Here is a 16,321-nt window from a genome sequence, read left to right as displayed (position 1 = left end):
AAGCAACCAAAGTATATGAAGAAAACAATCCTACTCTCTCTAGCGGCACTTATGACGCTGCTACTATGCGCTTCGTGCGACAAGGACAATAACAAACCGAAGCCTAATCCCTCACAAGGGGAGTGGGTGACCAAGAAGATCGTCGTAGACGCTTCCGACTACACGAAGTGGGTCTACATCAACTTTGCCAAGGGCGAAGTGGTCAGCGTATCCGCTCCAGAGACGGATCTATCGTGGGATCTAGGTCTGCACCGCTACGACTTCAAGACCAACGGTGGTACCTCTGGTAAGGGCAAGGGGGCTGCCGCTCGCTCGACACAGCAAGACATAAAGGCAGACATCCCTACGCCTAAGGATAGCGAGTGGACTCTAGACCGTGAGGGTATGCTCCTGATGAGGTTTGGTGCCAACCAGGAGGGCAAGCACGATATGGAGTACAAGAAGCAGTCGGCCAACTTCCTGCTCACCTCAGAGCCTAAGGGCGATGGGAAACCTGGCTACCTAAACAAGGGTATCATCAGCATGGCCGGTATGCCTCCCACGGTGACGATAGATCCATCTGTCTATCTCGTCCGCTCGGCAGCTGGTGAGATCGTCCGCATCCGTGTCCTAGACTATCAGAGTGCTACGAAGAAGACGGGACACATCACCCTCGAGTATGCCATGCAGGCAAACAAGAAGTAATCACCCCTTACTAGCTCGGAGCTACTAGAGAGTAAGCATACAGCACTCTCTGTGGCTCCGAGTTTGCTTGGCTCTAAGCGTCTCTTAAGCGCACTGAGCCTATTTCCTTTTACTCCCTAAGCTTCACTATATGAAAAGGTCTCTATACATCCTCCTCTTCCTACTTACCCTCGCAGGAGCTCTCTCCGCTACCCCACTGCTCCCTCAGGACTCGACACTCGTAGATAGTACGAGAGTCAAGTGCCTCGACGCAGTGGTCGTCACGGGTACCCGCACACGCTGTCCGATGAAAAACATCTCCATACCGATCCGCGTTGTCTCGCCCAAAGAGATCGAGGCGGTGCAGGCACGATCTGTAGAGGATCTGCTGCAGATGGTAATTCCAGGCGTGCAGACGAGCACCCACGGCACGCAAAACCGGATGAGCATACGGGGTCTCTCGGCAGACTACTACCTCTTCCTCGTAGATGGTGAGCGCATGACCAACGAGGGCTCGGCCAGTAGTGTAGACCTGGAGCGTATAGACCCCTCCTCGATAGAGCGCATCGAGATGCTACAAGGCTCTAGCTCGGCTCTCTATGGGAGCAATGCCATAGGCGGCGTGATCAACATCATCACGAAGCGGAGCCACAAGAAGCTCGGGGCAAACATCTCTAGCCACTACGACACAGAGAGCATACAGCGCTACAACGGTCGTCTGGTGATGAGACTGGGTCGTGTGACCAGCACCACGACGGGCGGCTATGCCAAGCAGCATGACTACGAGCTCCCAGGCGTCAGTGCCGATAGACCACGCACGATGCCAGGCTTCTACACCTTTCACATGGGAGAGAAGCTCCGCTACCTCTCCCCAGACAAGCGTCTCTCGATCACCGCTACAGGACGCTTTCACTCACGCATGCAGAACTTTGACGATAAGGAGAAGAACCGCTACCAAAGCCCTACCGGCAATCTGCAAGTACTCTACAAACCCACTGATGGACACTCTATAGAGACCAGCTACCACATCGAGGGGTACAAGCGAGACAAGTACTTCTTCCTCGCCACAGAGGAGGAGGGTCCCTGGGAGCCTCAGTTTAACTACCTGACGCAGACGGCGCGCATGCAGTACAACTACGACCCCTCGGAAGATCCCTACAAGCCTACCTTCAATGCGGGCGTCGAGATCCTCCACGAGAACCTCCGTAGCGTACAGGTGACCAATCTCAATGACGTACACCGCGCCTCGACCAAGACGCTCTACGGGCAGATGCTCTGGCGTATGAACAATAACTGGAGTACTACCGTGGGACTCCGTCAGGATATGCACTCGACCTATGGCACGCACCTGACACCTCGTCTATCGATCATGTGGCGCAATCGCAACTATGCCCTACGCATTAGCTATTCCGAGGGCTTTAGGTCGCCTTCGCTCAAGGAGCTCTTTATGGATTGGGACCACAGAGGTATGTTTCGCATCAAAGGCTCTAGCGACCTCAAGCCAGAGATCAGCCACCTCGTGATGATCGCGCCTGAGTACAACAACTCCTTTATGAATCTCTCCCTCTCTGCCTCCTACAATCGTATCAACAACCGTATCTATACGCGTCCCGAGCAGGAGGGCAGTGTACTCCAATATCGCAACGGGGAGAAGCCCCTAGACCTATGGAGCGGTACGGCGATGCTACGGGTCACACCCTTTGCAAACTTTGATATCAATGTCAACTACGCCTTCGTCTTAGAGCAGATGAAGGTGCAGGGCAAGACGCAGTCCTTCCATATCCGCAATACGAGACCTCACCACATCAATGGGTCCATACAATATGGTCATCGCTGGGGCTCGTACACCCTCTCGGGGCAGGTCTCGGGACGCTACCTCAGTGGCGTGACCTCCGCCGTCTACGACAATGCCAGTGACGACTATAAGTACGCCTCCTATCCTGGCTACGCGCTCTTTAGGGCAAGCGTCACGCAGCGCTGGCAGACTGTTCTAGACCTTAGCCTGACACTGGGCTGCGACAACCTTTTCAACTATATGACCCCGATCATCGAGCAGGGCGCTTCGCTTTCGCCTGGACGTAGCTACTTCGTTTCGCTCTCACTGAACTACTAAAAAGGGCTTCCCCCCACCTACTAAGACTCTCTCCCTATGACTTTCTCTAAGAAGCATCTATATTACATCGGTGCCCCGCTACTGCTGGGCATCATCATCCTCTGCGCCTATCTCTTGTGGCCTAAGCCTGTGCGGGTGGCTCTGGTCAATATGCCAGACTTCGTCGCCTCTCGTATGGCGGAGGCTGCCGACAAGAAAAATGTGCGTCTCACAGCCGTCACGGAGCTCTCGGAGCTGAAAAACTACGACGCCATGATCGCCTTCGGCATGGGGCTCAAGTGGACCGACGAGGACCGCGCGCTGATCAAGCAGCTAGGCGAAGAGAAGGGGCTGAAGTACCTCGCCTACATGACCACGACGCCAGAGAATAATATCTCTAACCTAAACTCGCTACAGCAGGAGACGCTGGTGTCTTATCTGGCCAATGGCGGTACGAGCAACTACCGCTCAGGCTTTAACTACATCCGTAAGGAAGTCCTCGGCAAGTCGCTCCGCACGGGGACTATCGAGGAGCCGATAGAGTACGGCTACGACCTGCTCTTTACGGACGAAGACCCCGACCTCGCCTTCGACAGCGTCGAGAGCTTTCAGAAGTTCTACAACGAGCATGGCTACAAGGAGGGAGCTCCTCGCATTGCGCTCTTTACGGGCATCGCAGGCCCCTTCGGATCGAGCCGAGATTACTTAGACGAGTTGATCGGAGCGCTGGAGGAGTCAGGCTTTAACGTCTACCCCATCAGTGCGATGACACGCCGACTGGAGTTCCTCTCGGAGATCAAGCCACAGGCGGTCATCTACTTCGCCCACGGACGCTTCGGCGGCGACCCCGCCATCGCTTGGCTCAAGGAGCACAACGTACCGATCTTCTCTCCGCTCATCGTGTCGGAGGAGTATAGCGACTGGCTACAAGACAAGCAAGGCATGTGGGGCGGCTACCTCAGCCAGACTGTTGTAACGCCTGAGATAGATGGTACAATCCATCCCTTTGCGCTGGTGACACTGCGGGAGAACAAGCAGGGCTTTAAGGAGTTTCACACGATCCCCGAGCGTCTGCCCGACTTCTGTTCACTACTCCACCGCTATGTCAAGCTACAGACGATGAGCAACGCGGACAAGCGGATAGCACTCTTCTACTTCAAGGGCCCTGGGCAAAACAGTCTCGTGGCGCAAGGCATCGAGGTAGTGCCATCGCTCTACAATGTCCTGAAGTATCTACAGAGCCAAGGCTACGACCTGACCGGCTTGCCCGACACTGAGGAAGCTTTTGCCAAAGATCTGATGTCTCGTGGCGCACTCTACAACAACTATGCGGAGGGCAACAAGCAACTGATGCTACGTAGCAACTACCCCGCCTTTGTCTCAACGCAAGAGCTGACGCAGTGGATCGACGACACCTTCCCCCCAGCACTCAAGGACAGCATAGAGACTCGCTACGGCGCAATCCCTGGGCACGACCTTGTCTTAGAGCGTGACGGCGTCGAGGGCATTGCCGTGACCCGACTCACTTATGGTAAGGTAGCACTCCTACCTCAACCTGGTTCTGGTAGCGGAGAGCTAGACTTCAAGATGGTACACGGCTCTACCTCCGTACCCGCTTACCCATACATAGCCAGCTATCTGTGGGCTCGTAACGGCTGGCAGGCTGACGTCTTGATGCACTTCGGCACCCACGGCAGTCTGGAGTTTATCCCCGGCAAGCAGGTAGCTCTGAGCAACTACGACTACACCGACAGACTCGTGCGTGACCTGCCACACATCTATTACTATACGACAGCAAACGTTGGCGAGTGTATGATCGCCAAGCGTCGCTCCTACGGTCAAGCGGTCTCTTACTTAGCTCCGCCCTTTATCGATACGCAACTAGACAAAGAGATGCAACCGCTGCGCGACTTGACCGATCGCTACCTAGCTTCGGAAAAGGATGACGACGCGCTCTCCAAGCGTATCAAAAAGATGACCGTCGCCCAGGGCTTCCACAGAGACCTCAAGCTAGACTCTACGATGAGCAAGCCCTACACGAGAGACGAGATAGAGCTAGTCGCCAGCTTCATTGACGAGCTAGCCAATGCTAAGATCGTAGGCGGTATGTACACGACGGGTGTCCCCTTCAGCTCAGAGAAGATCCGCTCTAGTGTCCGCCTCCTCTCGGTCGACCCGATAGCCTATGCACTGGCTCAGATAGACAAGTCTCGCGGACGGATCACCGATGCTCAGATCAAGGACGATGTCTACTTCAACGCTCGCTACCTCCGTCCTGCCGACCACTTCGTGGCTCGTGTTCAGGATCGGGAGATTGCTTCGGGAGAGGTCGATGCGCTCCTTCAGTCGCTAGGCGTCAGTGGCACCGAGCTGGCTCGTGTCGATCAGTTCCTCAAGGCGCAACAAGAGGAGAGCGCACAATCCGGTATGATGGGCGGAATGCCTGCCGGCATGATGGGTGGCAACAAGGCAAAAGCTAAACCACAGGGCAAGCCTAGCGGTCACCCAGGCGGTATGCCCAAGGGAATGATGGGTGGCAGTATGCCTCCTCACAGCAAGCCCGCCAGTGCCGAGACGAAGCAAGATCCCAAGCTAGTGCTCCTCGCCGAGGGTGTCAGCCTGTTGCGTCGCTCCGTAGCTCAGATACCATATTATAGGCGTATGCTGGCCACTTCGCCACAGCTCGAGCTCGCTTCTCTAGCCAATGCGCTCAATGGAGGCTACACGGCACCTTCGCCAGGCGGAGACTTCATCGCTAGCCCCTCCGTACTACCCACCGGACGCAACCTATACGCCATCGATCCCGAGATGACGCCCACAGCAAAGGCATGGGAAGACGGACAGCAACTAGCCGATGCGCTCCTAGCCGACTACCGCTCTCGTCACAACGACTCGATACCGCGCAAGGTGAGCTTCACGCTCTGGAGCAGCAGCTTCATCGAGAGCGAGGGCACGACCATTGCAGAGATCATGGCACTCCTCGGTGTCGAGCCCGTACGTGACCGCCGTGGCAAGGTGATCGATGTGCGTGTCATCCCCATCAAGGAGCTCGGCAGACCCCGTGTGGATGTGGTCATACAGACCTCCGGCCAACTCCGAGACATCGCAGCCTCTCGACTCTTCCTCTTGCAAAAGGCTATGGACCTCGTCGCAGAGACCAAGGATGGCAACACGCCTAACCAGATAGCCCTCGGACGTGTCGAGGCAGAGCGTGTGCTCCTAGAGCATGGCGTACCCCCCGAGCAGGCTCGTAAGCTCAGCGGTAAGCGCATCTTCGGTGGTCTTAATGGTGCCTACGGTACTGGCATTCAAGAGATGGTCGAGAGCGGTGACCGCTGGGAGAAAGAGAGCGAGATTGCCGAGGTTTACATGAACAATATGGGCGCCATCTATGGCGACGAAGAGCTCTGGGGCGATACTGCCAAAGGAATCTTTGAGGCAGCACTGCAAAACACAGACGCCGTCGTCCAGCCTCGTCAGAGCAATACGTGGGGCGCGCTAAGCTTGGATCACGTCTATGAGTTTATGGGCGGGCTCACCCTCTCCGTGCGTCACGTTACGGGCAAGGACCCCGAGGGCTACTTCACCGATCTGCGCAACCGTCGTCGTGTCAAGACGCAGGAGATCAAGCAGGCTATCGGCATAGAAGCTCGCACCACCATCCTTAACCCCACCTATGTGCGTGAGCAGCTCAAAGAGGGCGCTGGAGCAGCAGACGCTATCGACGAGACCATCCGCAACACCTATGCGTGGAACGTTATGAAGCCCTCTGCCATCGACAAGGAGCTTTGGGATGCTCTCTACGATATGTATGTCGTGGACAAGCATCAGCTCGGCACGGTCGACTTCTTCGAGCGAAACAACCCCGCAGCCCTGCAAGACCTCACCGCCTCCATGATGGAGACCATTCGCAAGGGCTACTGGCAGGCGACTGCTGAGCAAAAGCACACCATCGCTCAGCTCCATGCCGAGAGCTTGTCAAAGGCTGGTGCGGGCTGTAGCGGTATGGTCTGTGACAATGCTAAGCTACGTAAGATGATCCAGGAGCAGCTCCCCCCCGAGCAGCAACAAGAGTACACCGCCGCCCTAGACAAGGCGCTCAAGGTGACCTCTCAGTCTGATCAAAAGCAGCAAGTACTCTCGAAGGACTCAGACAAGGACCAAGGCAAGAAGCAGTCCTCTGGCTCCGCCTCTACAACGGATAGCGAGCAGCTCTACACGACCGAAGTGGTCATCATCGGAGGCGTCATACTCGTCCTCATACTGGTACTCTCCATCCTTTACAGCAGACGTAAGAAGCGTACGAAGTAAGAGATGATACTCATCGTTGCGATCTTTGCGCTCCTAGTGGCGCTCACCACCACAGCCGTACGATCTGATCGTAGGGTGCGACTAGCACATGCGCTCCTTTACATCGTCGGCTTGGTGGCGACTCATCAGGCGACCCTGCGGGTGAGCAAGCTTGCCCTCGACGCTATGCTACGTCAGGCGGAGCAGCTCTCTACACTAGCCATGCTGGTTTCGCTAGAGCTACTGCTCACGATGGCGGTCGTCACCTACCGACCCGCGCGCCGACCTCTGCGTATGATCTATCATCGAGAGGGACTAGTCGTAGCGGTCATGACCGCCTGCCACCGGATAGCCGTATGGCTTCCATCACTACTGATGCTACCTGCGCTATGCTACCTGAGGAGCTTTGTCATCTACAGCATGCCTGGGGTCAATTACTGGGCAGTGACCATAACCTTTGCTGTGGTGCTCCTCCTACTCATCGAGCTGACACCTCGCCTGATACGTGATCGGGAGTTTCTACGTCTGCTCTCGATGCTCTTGGCTGGGGTGCTAGCCGTGGGTAGCGTCGTAGCCTACATGCTCATACCAGGGGGCTCAGCCGTACCAGATGTCCAGCTAGATAGCTCCTCGCCTAGAGAGCTTGGCATACTCCTAGCAACCCTCGCAGGTGGTGTCCTCATCGGCTATGTAGCCATGCTCATTAAGGCAAAGGGCTCACACAAATAAGACAGTTACACACAACAGATTACTATGAAATTCATTTCAGACACCATGTTTCTCCTCTCCAATGGTCTCCTCATACCGGTGATCATTGGGCTACTCCTACTCTTCCTCCTAGCCCTCCTCATGCTAGGCGGACTCATCGAGCGGGCACAGCGCTACAAGCGACTACAGCAGCGATACTTCTCCCATCAGCGTGAAGACGCCAGCGCACTACTCGGCAGACTGCGTCAAGAGCTGGGCGGTGAAAGTCCAGAGACAGCACGGCTAGACCTCTTTGAGGAGCTCCTGCGCTCCCTCCTCGTGGCTCCCGCGGCTGAGCGCAACCTACTCATTGGCGAGTATGAGCTACGCCTCGACAAGCGACTCGTCTACCCACAAGTCTTGACCAAGTTCGGTCCGATCCTCGGACTGATGGGTACCCTGATCCCAATGGGACCGGCACTCGTCGGGCTGAGCAGTGGCGATATGGGTACCATGGCGTACAATATGCAGGTCGCCTTTGCGACCACCGTGCTGGGGCTCTTCGTCTCTGCCATTGGCTACCTGACCTTGCAGAGACTTCACCGCTATCACCACCAAGAGCTCATCTACATCGACTACATCGACGAACTCCTAACCCAAGCTGAAGATGAGACGAAGAAGTAAGCGACGCACCCTGCGCCACGACGACACCGATCCATCATCGCTCGTGAGCAACCTCTTTGACGTGGCGATGGTCTTTGCCGTGGCACTCATGGTGGCCCTAGTGACGAAGTTTAGCATGACCGAGATGCTCACGCAGGAGGACTTTACCATCATCAAGAACCCCGGCAAGGACAATATGGAGATCATCTCCAAGAAAGGCTCCACCATCGAGCGGTACACCCCGACAGACAGCGAGGATGCCTCCAATCAGCGCCGCGGCAAGCGCGTCGGCATCGCCTACGAGCTAGAGAATGGCGAGGTCATCTATATCCCCGAGGAGTAAAACGGACCAGACAGTTCACAGACCGCTAAGCCGCCCCTAACCTATCGCTAAAAGGGCTCTAACCAGCCGCTAAATAGCTGCTAAATCACAACAGCCCCCACGGGACTCTAGTCGTAGAGAGCCGTGGGGGCTGTCGTTTGTGCCGACGCTTCGCTCGCTCTCCATAGAATTAACCGCAAGCCCCTCGGCTGAAAAACTTCGTTTCCCCGTATGCCCATTTAGTTTCATACCTAAGAAACTGGAGTTTCATACCTAGGAAACTGGAGTTTGTCCTCTCCTGAAATAGTACACAGTTGGGAAGCCAACCCCAACAACTATGAAACAAGAAAAAAGTAAACTAGGACGAAAGGGATATCCCCTAGATTTCAAGTGGAGAGTCATTGACGACCTCCTAGCCACCGGTGACAGCATTGCCACCACCAGCCAGCGCTACGGCATTACCACACGCACCATTCGAAATTGGTTGCGTACCTTTGATGTAGAGTTACCCAACCAAAGCACCAGTAGCACTATGAGCAAGACAAACAAGAACAAAGACGTAGATCCAGAGTACGCAGAACTCAAGCGTGAAAACGCTCGTCTCAAAGCAGCCCTCTTCCAGGCTGAGAGCAAGGCATTAGTCAACAAGACACTACTCGAAGTGGTCTTGAATCGCTACCACATTGATCTAAAAAAAAAGACCGATTTGCAGCCGTGAGACAGCTTGAGTCCGCCAAAGAGAGAGATCAAAAGCTCTCCATAACCTACCTTTGTCAGCTGTTAGAAGTCAGCCGCAAAGGCTACTACAAGCACACCTTCACCGAGCAAGACGAAGATGTCAAAGTAGCTTCCGTCCTACACTATTGCCAGTATGTGCGCGGTCAGCTCCCCAAAGCAGGCGTAGACACCATCCAGCAGTGTGCCAACGAATACTTCAAAGGGACCTTTCAAGTAGGTCGAGACTGGCTGTACAAAGTCTTAGGAGCCAACGATATGCTACTAAGAAGTCGCAAGCGCAAGCGTCCACCCCAGACGACCAAGGGAGTGGTCAATCACGGCTTCCAAGACCACCTGAACACCACCCCTAAGTACATAGCCACCGACCATTGCCGGCTCACCGTCTCAGACATAACCTACGTCAAATGTTTAGGGGGCTTCGCATATCTCTCCCTGACGATGGACGCTTATAGCCGCATCATCACCGGCTTTGACCTGCAGCCCACGCTCTCCACAGAGGGTCCCTACAACGCACTAAGACAGACCGTTGACTTCTATCAGAAGCATGGCTTTGACCTCAAAGGGCTCATCTTCCATAGCGACCGAGGCTGTCAATATGTCTCCAAGCAGATGACCGACTACGAGGCCAGCCTAGGCATCGTAACCAGCGTCACCCAGACCGGCAACCCCCTTCACAACGCTATGGCTGAGCGACTTAACGGAATCATCAAGAACGACTGGCTCTACAACTTCGAGGATAAGCCCATAGATCAAGTTCGAGAGATCCTCTCTCAAACGATTGCTCTCTATAACACAGCGCGACCTCATCGAGCCATCAACAAGAAGACTCCGATGCAGATGCTCATACCAGATTACCCCAACCCTCTAACATCACAACCCTCTAAGAACCAGATAGCTAAGAACAATTCTCCCAAAGCTCTGAGCCTCAAATCTCCGAGCTCATGCCGCTTAACTCCACACAAAGACCTATCTTTGTGTACCTCCGCAGTAAAAACGACCACAAGTCGTGTACCCCAGCAGGAGCAAAACTAACAAATGAGTACACTCACAGGACTAACAAAAATAACCCGTGTATCGTCTCAGTAATACCTTCCCAACTGTGTACTTTTTTCAGGAAGAGGACAGTTTCACCCCTAGGGAACTGAGTTTCCTACCGAGGAAAACAGAAATCCCTCCCTTGGGATTGAAACTTTCCTCCGTTGGAAAAGGAACTTTCCTACCTTGGAAATTTTATTTTCCACCGTTGGAAAAAAAGTTTTCCAAGGTAGGAAGCGTTTTGGAAAGTTAACAAAAGCACCCGCCTCCCCACAGAAGGCGGCTATGCGTTCGCTCTAACCGAGCCTTCTCTAGAGGCACAAAAAAAAAAGCGTCACCCCTGAGCTAACTCAAGAGTGACGCATATGGAGGAGACTGTATCAGTCTCTGGAGATCTGTACGGAGGGGTTACTTGCCGTAGCGAGCACGTAGCACCTGGATCATATCCTGACTCATGGTGTCGAGGTCGTAGTGTGGCTGCCAGTCCCACTCACGGCGAGCGCAACTGTCGTCGAGCGAGTTAGGCCACGACTCAGCGATAGCCTGGCGCAGTGGATCGACGTCGTAGGTCATCTCGAAGTCGGGGATGATGCGCTTGACAGCGGCTGCGATCTGGCTAGGCTCGAAGCTCATCGAGGCAATGTTGAAGGAGTTGCGATGTACCAGTCTCGTAGGATCGGCCTCCATGAGCTGCACCATAGCGTGCAGTGCGTCTGGCATATACATCATATCCATATAGGTACCCTCCTTGATGGGGCAGACGAACTTGCCCTCCTTGACAGCTGCGTAGTAGATCTCTACGGCATAGTCCGTAGTACCACCGCCAGGTAGCGTCACATTGGAGATAAGCCCTGGGAAGCGTACCGAGCGGGTGTCTACACCGAAGCGCTTGTGGTAGTAGTCGCTGAGTAGCTCACCAGCTACCTTGGTCACACCGTACATAGTCTTAGGACGCTGTATCGTGTCCTGAGGGGTCTTGTCCTTAGGAGTCTCATTGCCAAAGGCTCCGATAGAGCTGGGAGTAAAGACGGCACAACCCTTCTCACGAGCTATCTCTAGGACGTTAAAGAGTCCACCTAGTCCGATGTGCCATGCAAGCTGAGGCTTGGCCTCTGCCGTAGCGCTCAGGAGAGCTGCTAGGTTATAGATGGTATCGATCTTGTACTTGTCGACGATGGCTGCTAGCTGAGCTGAGTCGGTGATGTCGGCAAGCTCTGCGGGACCACTCTCGAGGAGCTCGCCCTTGGGAGGCATTGCAGCGATGTAACCGGCTACGACTGAACCATTCTGGTACTCACGACGTAGTTTCATTGTCAGCTCGGAACCTATCTGACCGGTCGAGCCAATGATCAATATATTCTTCATGTCTTTATATAGTTGAGCTTGTTTTGCTGTGCAAAGGTACCTAAAATGAGATGATTAAGAGCTTTTAGTCTATGATCAGATTGCGGCGACGCTTACGCTGGACCTGCTTGACGATGTAGATCGTCAGCAACAGAACCACGATGGCTAGTATGGAGTAGCCGATGATGTGGCTGTACTCGCTCGCCTTAGCGACCACCTGCTCCTTAGTTTCGATGCCTGGGACACGTGAGAGGAGCACGCCGATGAGCGTGAGGATACCATTCCACACACCAGCCCCCAGAGCTGTATAACCCACAAAAGCACCTAGCGGCATACGGGCTAAACCAGCGGGAATAGAGATGAGCTGACGGATGCCAGGCACCAGACGACCTACGAAAGTGGAGACAGCTCCCTTGCGAACGAAGTAGTCGTTGGCACGATCGAGCTTCTCGGGACTCAGCAGGAGCATATGCCCTACCTTACTGCCGGCAAAACGGTAGACGATAGGACGCCCCAGCCACATAGCTAAGTAATAGTTGATGAGCGCCCCCACGATCGCTCCACAAGTGGCAAAGAAGAGCACACCCACGATGCTCATCTGCCCATCCGTGGCGGCTAGGAAGGCTGCGGGTGGCACGACCACCTCACTAGGAAAGGGGATAAACGAACTCTCGATGGCCATCAAGAGGAAGACCGTCCAGTAGTTCAGGTGTTCGAAGAACCAAAGTGTCAGTTGCTCCAGCATAGCGTCTTACAGTCTCCTCTCTAGCGACGATCCTTGAGCGATACGGTTCGGTTGAAGACTAGTGCATCAGGACAGCTATCAGGATCGACCGTAAAGTAGCCGACTCTCTGGAACTGCAAGTGATCTCCCACCTGAGCGTCTCGTAGGCACTCCTCGACAAAGGCGTGCTGCACGATGAGCGAGTCGGGATTGAGGTGATCCTTGAGCTCCTCGGCAGGTACACCTGAGGGGTCCTCCTCTAGGAAGAGCCGGTCATAGAGACGTACCTCAGCATCTAGCGCATATGCCGTAGAGACCCAGTGTATGGTAGCCTTGACCTTGCGATTGCTACCCTCCATGCCTGTCTTGCTGTCGAGGTAGACTTCGGCAAGGACGGCAGTCACGTTGCCCTCGGCATCCTTTTCGCAACCAGTACACTTGATGATGTAGCCACCACGTAGGCGCACATCTCTGCCACCAGGGCTCAGGCGGTAATACTTCTTCGAAGCCTCCTCCATAAAGTCGCTCCGATCGATCCATAGCTCACGCGTAAGGTGCTGAATATGCGTACCCTCCGATAGATCTTCCGGGTTATTGACCATCTCTAGCTCTTCGTCGTGACCCTCGGGGAGATTGGTCAGGATGAGCTTGACAGGATCTAGGACAGCCGAGACACGTGCTGCGTGCTTGTTCAGGTCATTGCGCACAGCATGCTCTAGGAGCGAGAGATCTATCGTACCCTCATAGCGGGTGTAGCCGATCATACTGACGAAGTCACGGATCGACTGCGGCGTGTAGCCTCTACGACGCAGACCACAGAGGGTCGGCATACGCGGGTCGTCCCAGCCAGTGACTAGCCCCTGCTGCACGAGACTGAGGAGCTTACGCTTGCTCATCATCGTGTAGGTGAGGTTGAGGCGATTGAACTCAAACTGATACGGTCTGTAAGTGGTGCCCTCGGGCATCAAGAGCTCCACAAGGTAGTTGTAGAGCGGACGATGCGGTACGAACTCCAAGGTACAGATCGAGTGAGTCACCCCCTCGAAGTAGTCGCTCTGTCCATGCGCGAAGTCGTACATAGGATAGACCTGCCACTCTGTACCGGTGCGGTGATGCGGACGCTTGATGATGCGGTAGATGATCGGGTCGCGGAAGTGCATGTCGTCCGAAGCCATATCGATCTTAGCCCGGAGCGTCATAGCGCCCTCGGGGAATTCGCCCGCATTCATACGATGGAAGAGATCCAAGCTCTCCTCAGCAGGACGATCACGATAAGGGCTATTGATACCAGGGGTCGTGGGCGTCCCCTTCTGCTGGGCAATCTCCTCAGCGCTCTGCTCGTCGACATATGCATGTCCCGTCATGATAAGACGCTCAGCAAAGGCGTAAAGCTGAGGGAAGTAGTCCGAAGCGTAGCACTCCTTACCCCACTCGAAGCCGAGCCAGTGTATGTCCTCACGGATAGCGTCTACGTACTCCACATCCTCTTTGATCGGATTGGTATCATCAAAGCGTAGATTGCACACGCCTCCATACTTCTGTGCGATGCCAAAGTCAATGCAGATAGCCTTGGCGTGACCTATGTGTAGATAGCCATTAGGCTCTGGAGGGAAGCGTGTCTGCACACGTCCATCATACTTACCGCTCTGGATGTCCGCTACGACAACCTGCTCTATAAAGTTTAGTCCCGTGCTTTCTGCGCCATTGCATGCAGCATCCTCTAGTGGAGTCTTGTTCATTGCATCTATATCTTATCGGAGACCCTTGCGCCGTGAGGCAGTCTCCCTCGGTTATCTATTTGAGTACAAAGGTAGATAAAAAAAGCACGCTACTCGACGTTGCTGGGCATTTCTACTCTATAGGAGCGAGATGAGCAACTAAGGTTTTCGATGAGCTATCGTTCTATACTTCTGCATAGGGTCATTCTTTTCAGTTGAAGACATAGACAGAGCACACCCCAATAGTGGGTCTATATAGACTCTCTTCATGCGATACCTATCTCTGAAGCCAAGCATTGTAGATATTTCTATAAGCGTCCTAGGCGTTTCGCAAAACTCTAGTATCTGCAGAGCAATCTTCTTCGTACGACCACTCCATGCCGACATCTCTATCTCAGAGCCGTCCGCTCCATACCATACGGCATCAAGGTAGTCCTTGACTTCTACTCCTTGACTTTTACTCCTTGACTTTGTGGTTACTCCTTGACTTTTACTCCTGGACTCTGTCTCCTCTACGTAGCGAGTATTGATAGAGTAAGTTGTCCACCTAGCCTTGCCCGATGAGATGAGCAGGCGCTTATTCACCATCGCATAGAGTAGCTTGCCTGCATCTAGTGGATTCATATCCAATTGCAACTGGACAATATAGTTCGTTACACTACCCTCAGACAGCGCAGATGCGAGTACAAACTGTTCTTTCTTAGGAAGCGTGTTATACAGCTCTCCATATATGCTGACCAACTTCTTTTCTATCACTGGCGATATGAGAGAAACCATCGAAACTGTCAAGTCAACCGACCTCATGTCTGAGTGCTCTATAAGAATGGGTTTATACCAATTCTCTTTTTTGCACGCCTCTATCATTGTCGGAAATCCTGATCCTATGTTCTCCCCCATACCTATCATGCGTAGCATCGTTTGAATCTTAGGATTACGTGCTCGCGAATTGCCCCCTCTATAAATCTCTTCTATCGGTATCTTGAGCGAGCCTGGATTAGAGAAGACTAGACAATCATTGTTTCTCTCGACTTTCAGAACTCCAACATCCATATAGTCTGCATGGATTATCATATTGGTTAGAGCCTCTCGAATGAGCTTATGGACGGGAGAGTCATCTACTCTTACTACACCAGACAATTTAAATGGGCGCTTGATACCATCAAACAGCTTAGACATCACCAGCATGAAGAAGTTGTACAGGTTGTTCTCCCAGCGCCCGTCATACGTAAGTCGATCACTCCAGCGACTACCTTGCTCCAAGCCTGTTCGATCAATATAATCCATACGGATATTATCAAGCCGATCCCGGATAGAGAGCCCTGTGCCAAACATAAGGAGACCCGCCAGAGTCAGCCCCTCTTGAGATGTAGCTCTATCTATGGTATATCCACCTATGTTGAGCAAGAAGGTTCTATCATCATAGCCATTCCACACATGGTCGGGGTTTTGAAGAGCAAATCTATTTCTATAAGACGCTAGAGTGGGAGCATCTATATCGTCCATTCCGTAGTTTTCGACTAAAAGGCCATCGTTACCCTGCTCATTTGAGTCTCGTATCATCGCTCGGATTTCGTCCTCTGCGCAGTGATAGTCTCCCTCGTAGTTCCTCTTAAAGGTACCTTTCAATGGGTTCCCGTTTATATAAATAGGGCGTTGCCTATAGTCAGCTTGAGGGATGGTGATACATAATACAACCTTGTCATCAAACGGGACTTCCACGACCTCCTCGTCGGTGAGTATATTTCGACTCACCTTATCACTGTTCAACGTATCAAAGAGTTCTTTCCTAATCTTTGAGACGCCTTGAACTCCTACGACTTCAAATCTTTCTCTTCTATCTGATACCGTTACGTCCTCCTTAACTCCTAAAAGCACTATGCCCCCAATAGTATTTGCAAACGAAGAATATGTCTCCCAAAAAGACTTCGGAAGACCTTTCTCAGATCTCTTACACTCTAGAGAGATGCGCTCTCCGACTTCCAGCAAAGACTCAATGTCAGACTTGTTCATAACAGACTCTTACACGCCACTAATAATATGTGACC

At 53.4% G+C, this 16,321-nt stretch carries 12 protein-coding genes; 8 read left to right on the top strand and 4 right to left on the bottom strand.

Going from position 1 to position 16,321, the window contains the following annotated elements:
• Positions 1 to 15: 15 nt before the first annotated feature.
• From PORAS_RS05980 to PORAS_RS05945, 8 genes are all read left to right on the top strand, one after another.
• Entirely contained in the window at positions 16 to 684 is a 669-nt protein-coding gene (locus PORAS_RS05980) for an HmuY family protein (protein ID WP_013760568.1), read from the top strand.
• Positions 685 to 814: 130 nt separating this feature from the next.
• Positions 815 to 2,776 (top strand): TonB-dependent receptor plug domain-containing protein, encoded by a 1,962-nt coding sequence (locus PORAS_RS05975; RefSeq protein WP_013760567.1) that lies wholly within the window; start codon positions 815 to 817, stop codon positions 2,774 to 2,776.
• A 36-nt stretch (positions 2,777 to 2,812) separates the two neighbouring features.
• Positions 2,813 to 7,066, top strand: a complete 4,254-nt coding sequence (locus tag PORAS_RS05970; RefSeq protein WP_013760566.1) for a cobaltochelatase subunit CobN — start codon at positions 2,813 to 2,815, stop codon at positions 7,064 to 7,066.
• A 3-nt stretch (positions 7,067 to 7,069) separates the two neighbouring features.
• Positions 7,070 to 7,774: a hypothetical protein gene (locus tag PORAS_RS05965; protein ID WP_013760565.1), complete on the top strand. Its 705-nt coding sequence runs from the start codon at positions 7,070 to 7,072 to the stop codon at positions 7,772 to 7,774.
• Between the two features lie 24 nt (positions 7,775 to 7,798).
• Positions 7,799 to 8,416: a MotA/TolQ/ExbB proton channel family protein gene (locus PORAS_RS05960; protein WP_013760564.1), complete on the top strand. Its 618-nt coding sequence runs from the start codon at positions 7,799 to 7,801 to the stop codon at positions 8,414 to 8,416.
• The gene (locus tag PORAS_RS05955; RefSeq protein WP_004331057.1) at positions 8,400 to 8,738 is read left to right on the top strand and encodes a DUF2149 domain-containing protein; all 339 of its coding nucleotides are present in this window, start codon (positions 8,400 to 8,402) and stop codon (positions 8,736 to 8,738) included. Before PORAS_RS05960 ends, PORAS_RS05955 begins: the two co-directional genes overlap by 17 nt.
• A gap of 316 nt (positions 8,739 to 9,054) precedes the next feature.
• A complete protein-coding gene (locus PORAS_RS05950; RefSeq protein ID WP_013760378.1) occupies positions 9,055 to 9,435 on the top strand; it encodes a transposase in 381 nt (126 codons plus the stop codon).
• Positions 9,432 to 10,487: an IS3 family transposase gene (locus PORAS_RS05945; RefSeq protein ID WP_013760377.1), complete on the top strand. Its 1,056-nt coding sequence runs from the start codon at positions 9,432 to 9,434 to the stop codon at positions 10,485 to 10,487. Before PORAS_RS05950 ends, PORAS_RS05945 begins: the two co-directional genes overlap by 4 nt.
• Before the next feature lie 411 nt (positions 10,488 to 10,898).
• Here PORAS_RS05945 and PORAS_RS05940 read toward each other — a convergent pair whose 3' ends face one another.
• The 4 genes from PORAS_RS05940 to PORAS_RS05925 form a co-directional block, all read right to left on the bottom strand.
• The gene (locus PORAS_RS05940; protein WP_004330960.1) at positions 10,899 to 11,855 is read right to left on the bottom strand and encodes an NAD-dependent epimerase/dehydratase family protein; all 957 of its coding nucleotides are present in this window, start codon (positions 11,853 to 11,855) and stop codon (positions 10,899 to 10,901) included.
• A 64-nt stretch (positions 11,856 to 11,919) separates the two neighbouring features.
• Complete coding sequence (locus PORAS_RS05935) at positions 11,920 to 12,579, bottom strand: DedA family protein (protein ID WP_013760563.1); 660 nt, start codon at positions 12,577 to 12,579, stop codon at positions 11,920 to 11,922.
• Between the two features lie 20 nt (positions 12,580 to 12,599).
• Positions 12,600 to 14,297: a glutamine--tRNA ligase/YqeY domain fusion protein gene (locus tag PORAS_RS05930; RefSeq protein WP_013760562.1), complete on the bottom strand. Its 1,698-nt coding sequence runs from the start codon at positions 14,295 to 14,297 to the stop codon at positions 12,600 to 12,602.
• 138 nt (positions 14,298 to 14,435) lie between these two features.
• The gene (locus PORAS_RS05925; protein ID WP_004330954.1) at positions 14,436 to 16,286 is read right to left on the bottom strand and encodes an ATP-binding protein; all 1,851 of its coding nucleotides are present in this window, start codon (positions 16,284 to 16,286) and stop codon (positions 14,436 to 14,438) included.
• Positions 16,287 to 16,321 lie beyond the last annotated feature (35 nt).

The organism is Porphyromonas asaccharolytica DSM 20707 (assembly GCF_000212375.1).
GTDB lineage: Bacteria > Bacteroidota > Bacteroidia > Bacteroidales > Porphyromonadaceae > Porphyromonas > Porphyromonas asaccharolytica.
Note: the sequence above shows the minus strand (reverse complement) of the source record. Positions and strands in the feature narration are given on the sequence as shown.

Bases quoted from the DNA above. Each gene is read 5' to 3' on its own strand.
- PORAS_RS05980 (WP_013760568.1), top strand. From the start codon at position 16: ATGAAGAAAACAATCCTACTCTCTCTAGCGGCACTTATGACGCTGCTA.
- PORAS_RS05975 (WP_013760567.1), top strand. From the start codon at position 815: ATGAAAAGGTCTCTATACATCCTCCTCTTCCTACTTACCCTCGCAGGA.
- PORAS_RS05970 (WP_013760566.1), top strand. From the start codon at position 2,813: ATGACTTTCTCTAAGAAGCATCTATATTACATCGGTGCCCCGCTACTG.
- PORAS_RS05965 (WP_013760565.1), top strand. From the start codon at position 7,070: ATGATACTCATCGTTGCGATCTTTGCGCTCCTAGTGGCGCTCACCACC.
- PORAS_RS05960 (WP_013760564.1), top strand. From the start codon at position 7,799: ATGAAATTCATTTCAGACACCATGTTTCTCCTCTCCAATGGTCTCCTC.
- PORAS_RS05955 (WP_004331057.1), top strand. From the start codon at position 8,400: ATGAGACGAAGAAGTAAGCGACGCACCCTGCGCCACGACGACACCGAT.
- PORAS_RS05950 (WP_013760378.1), top strand. From the start codon at position 9,055: ATGAAACAAGAAAAAAGTAAACTAGGACGAAAGGGATATCCCCTAGAT.
- PORAS_RS05940 (WP_004330960.1), bottom strand. From the start codon at position 11,855: ATGAAGAATATATTGATCATTGGCTCGACCGGTCAGATAGGTTCCGAG.
- PORAS_RS05935 (WP_013760563.1), bottom strand. From the start codon at position 12,579: ATGCTGGAGCAACTGACACTTTGGTTCTTCGAACACCTGAACTACTGG.
- PORAS_RS05930 (WP_013760562.1), bottom strand. From the start codon at position 14,297: ATGAACAAGACTCCACTAGAGGATGCTGCATGCAATGGCGCAGAAAGC.
- PORAS_RS05925 (WP_004330954.1), bottom strand. From the start codon at position 16,286: ATGAACAAGTCTGACATTGAGTCTTTGCTGGAAGTCGGAGAGCGCATC.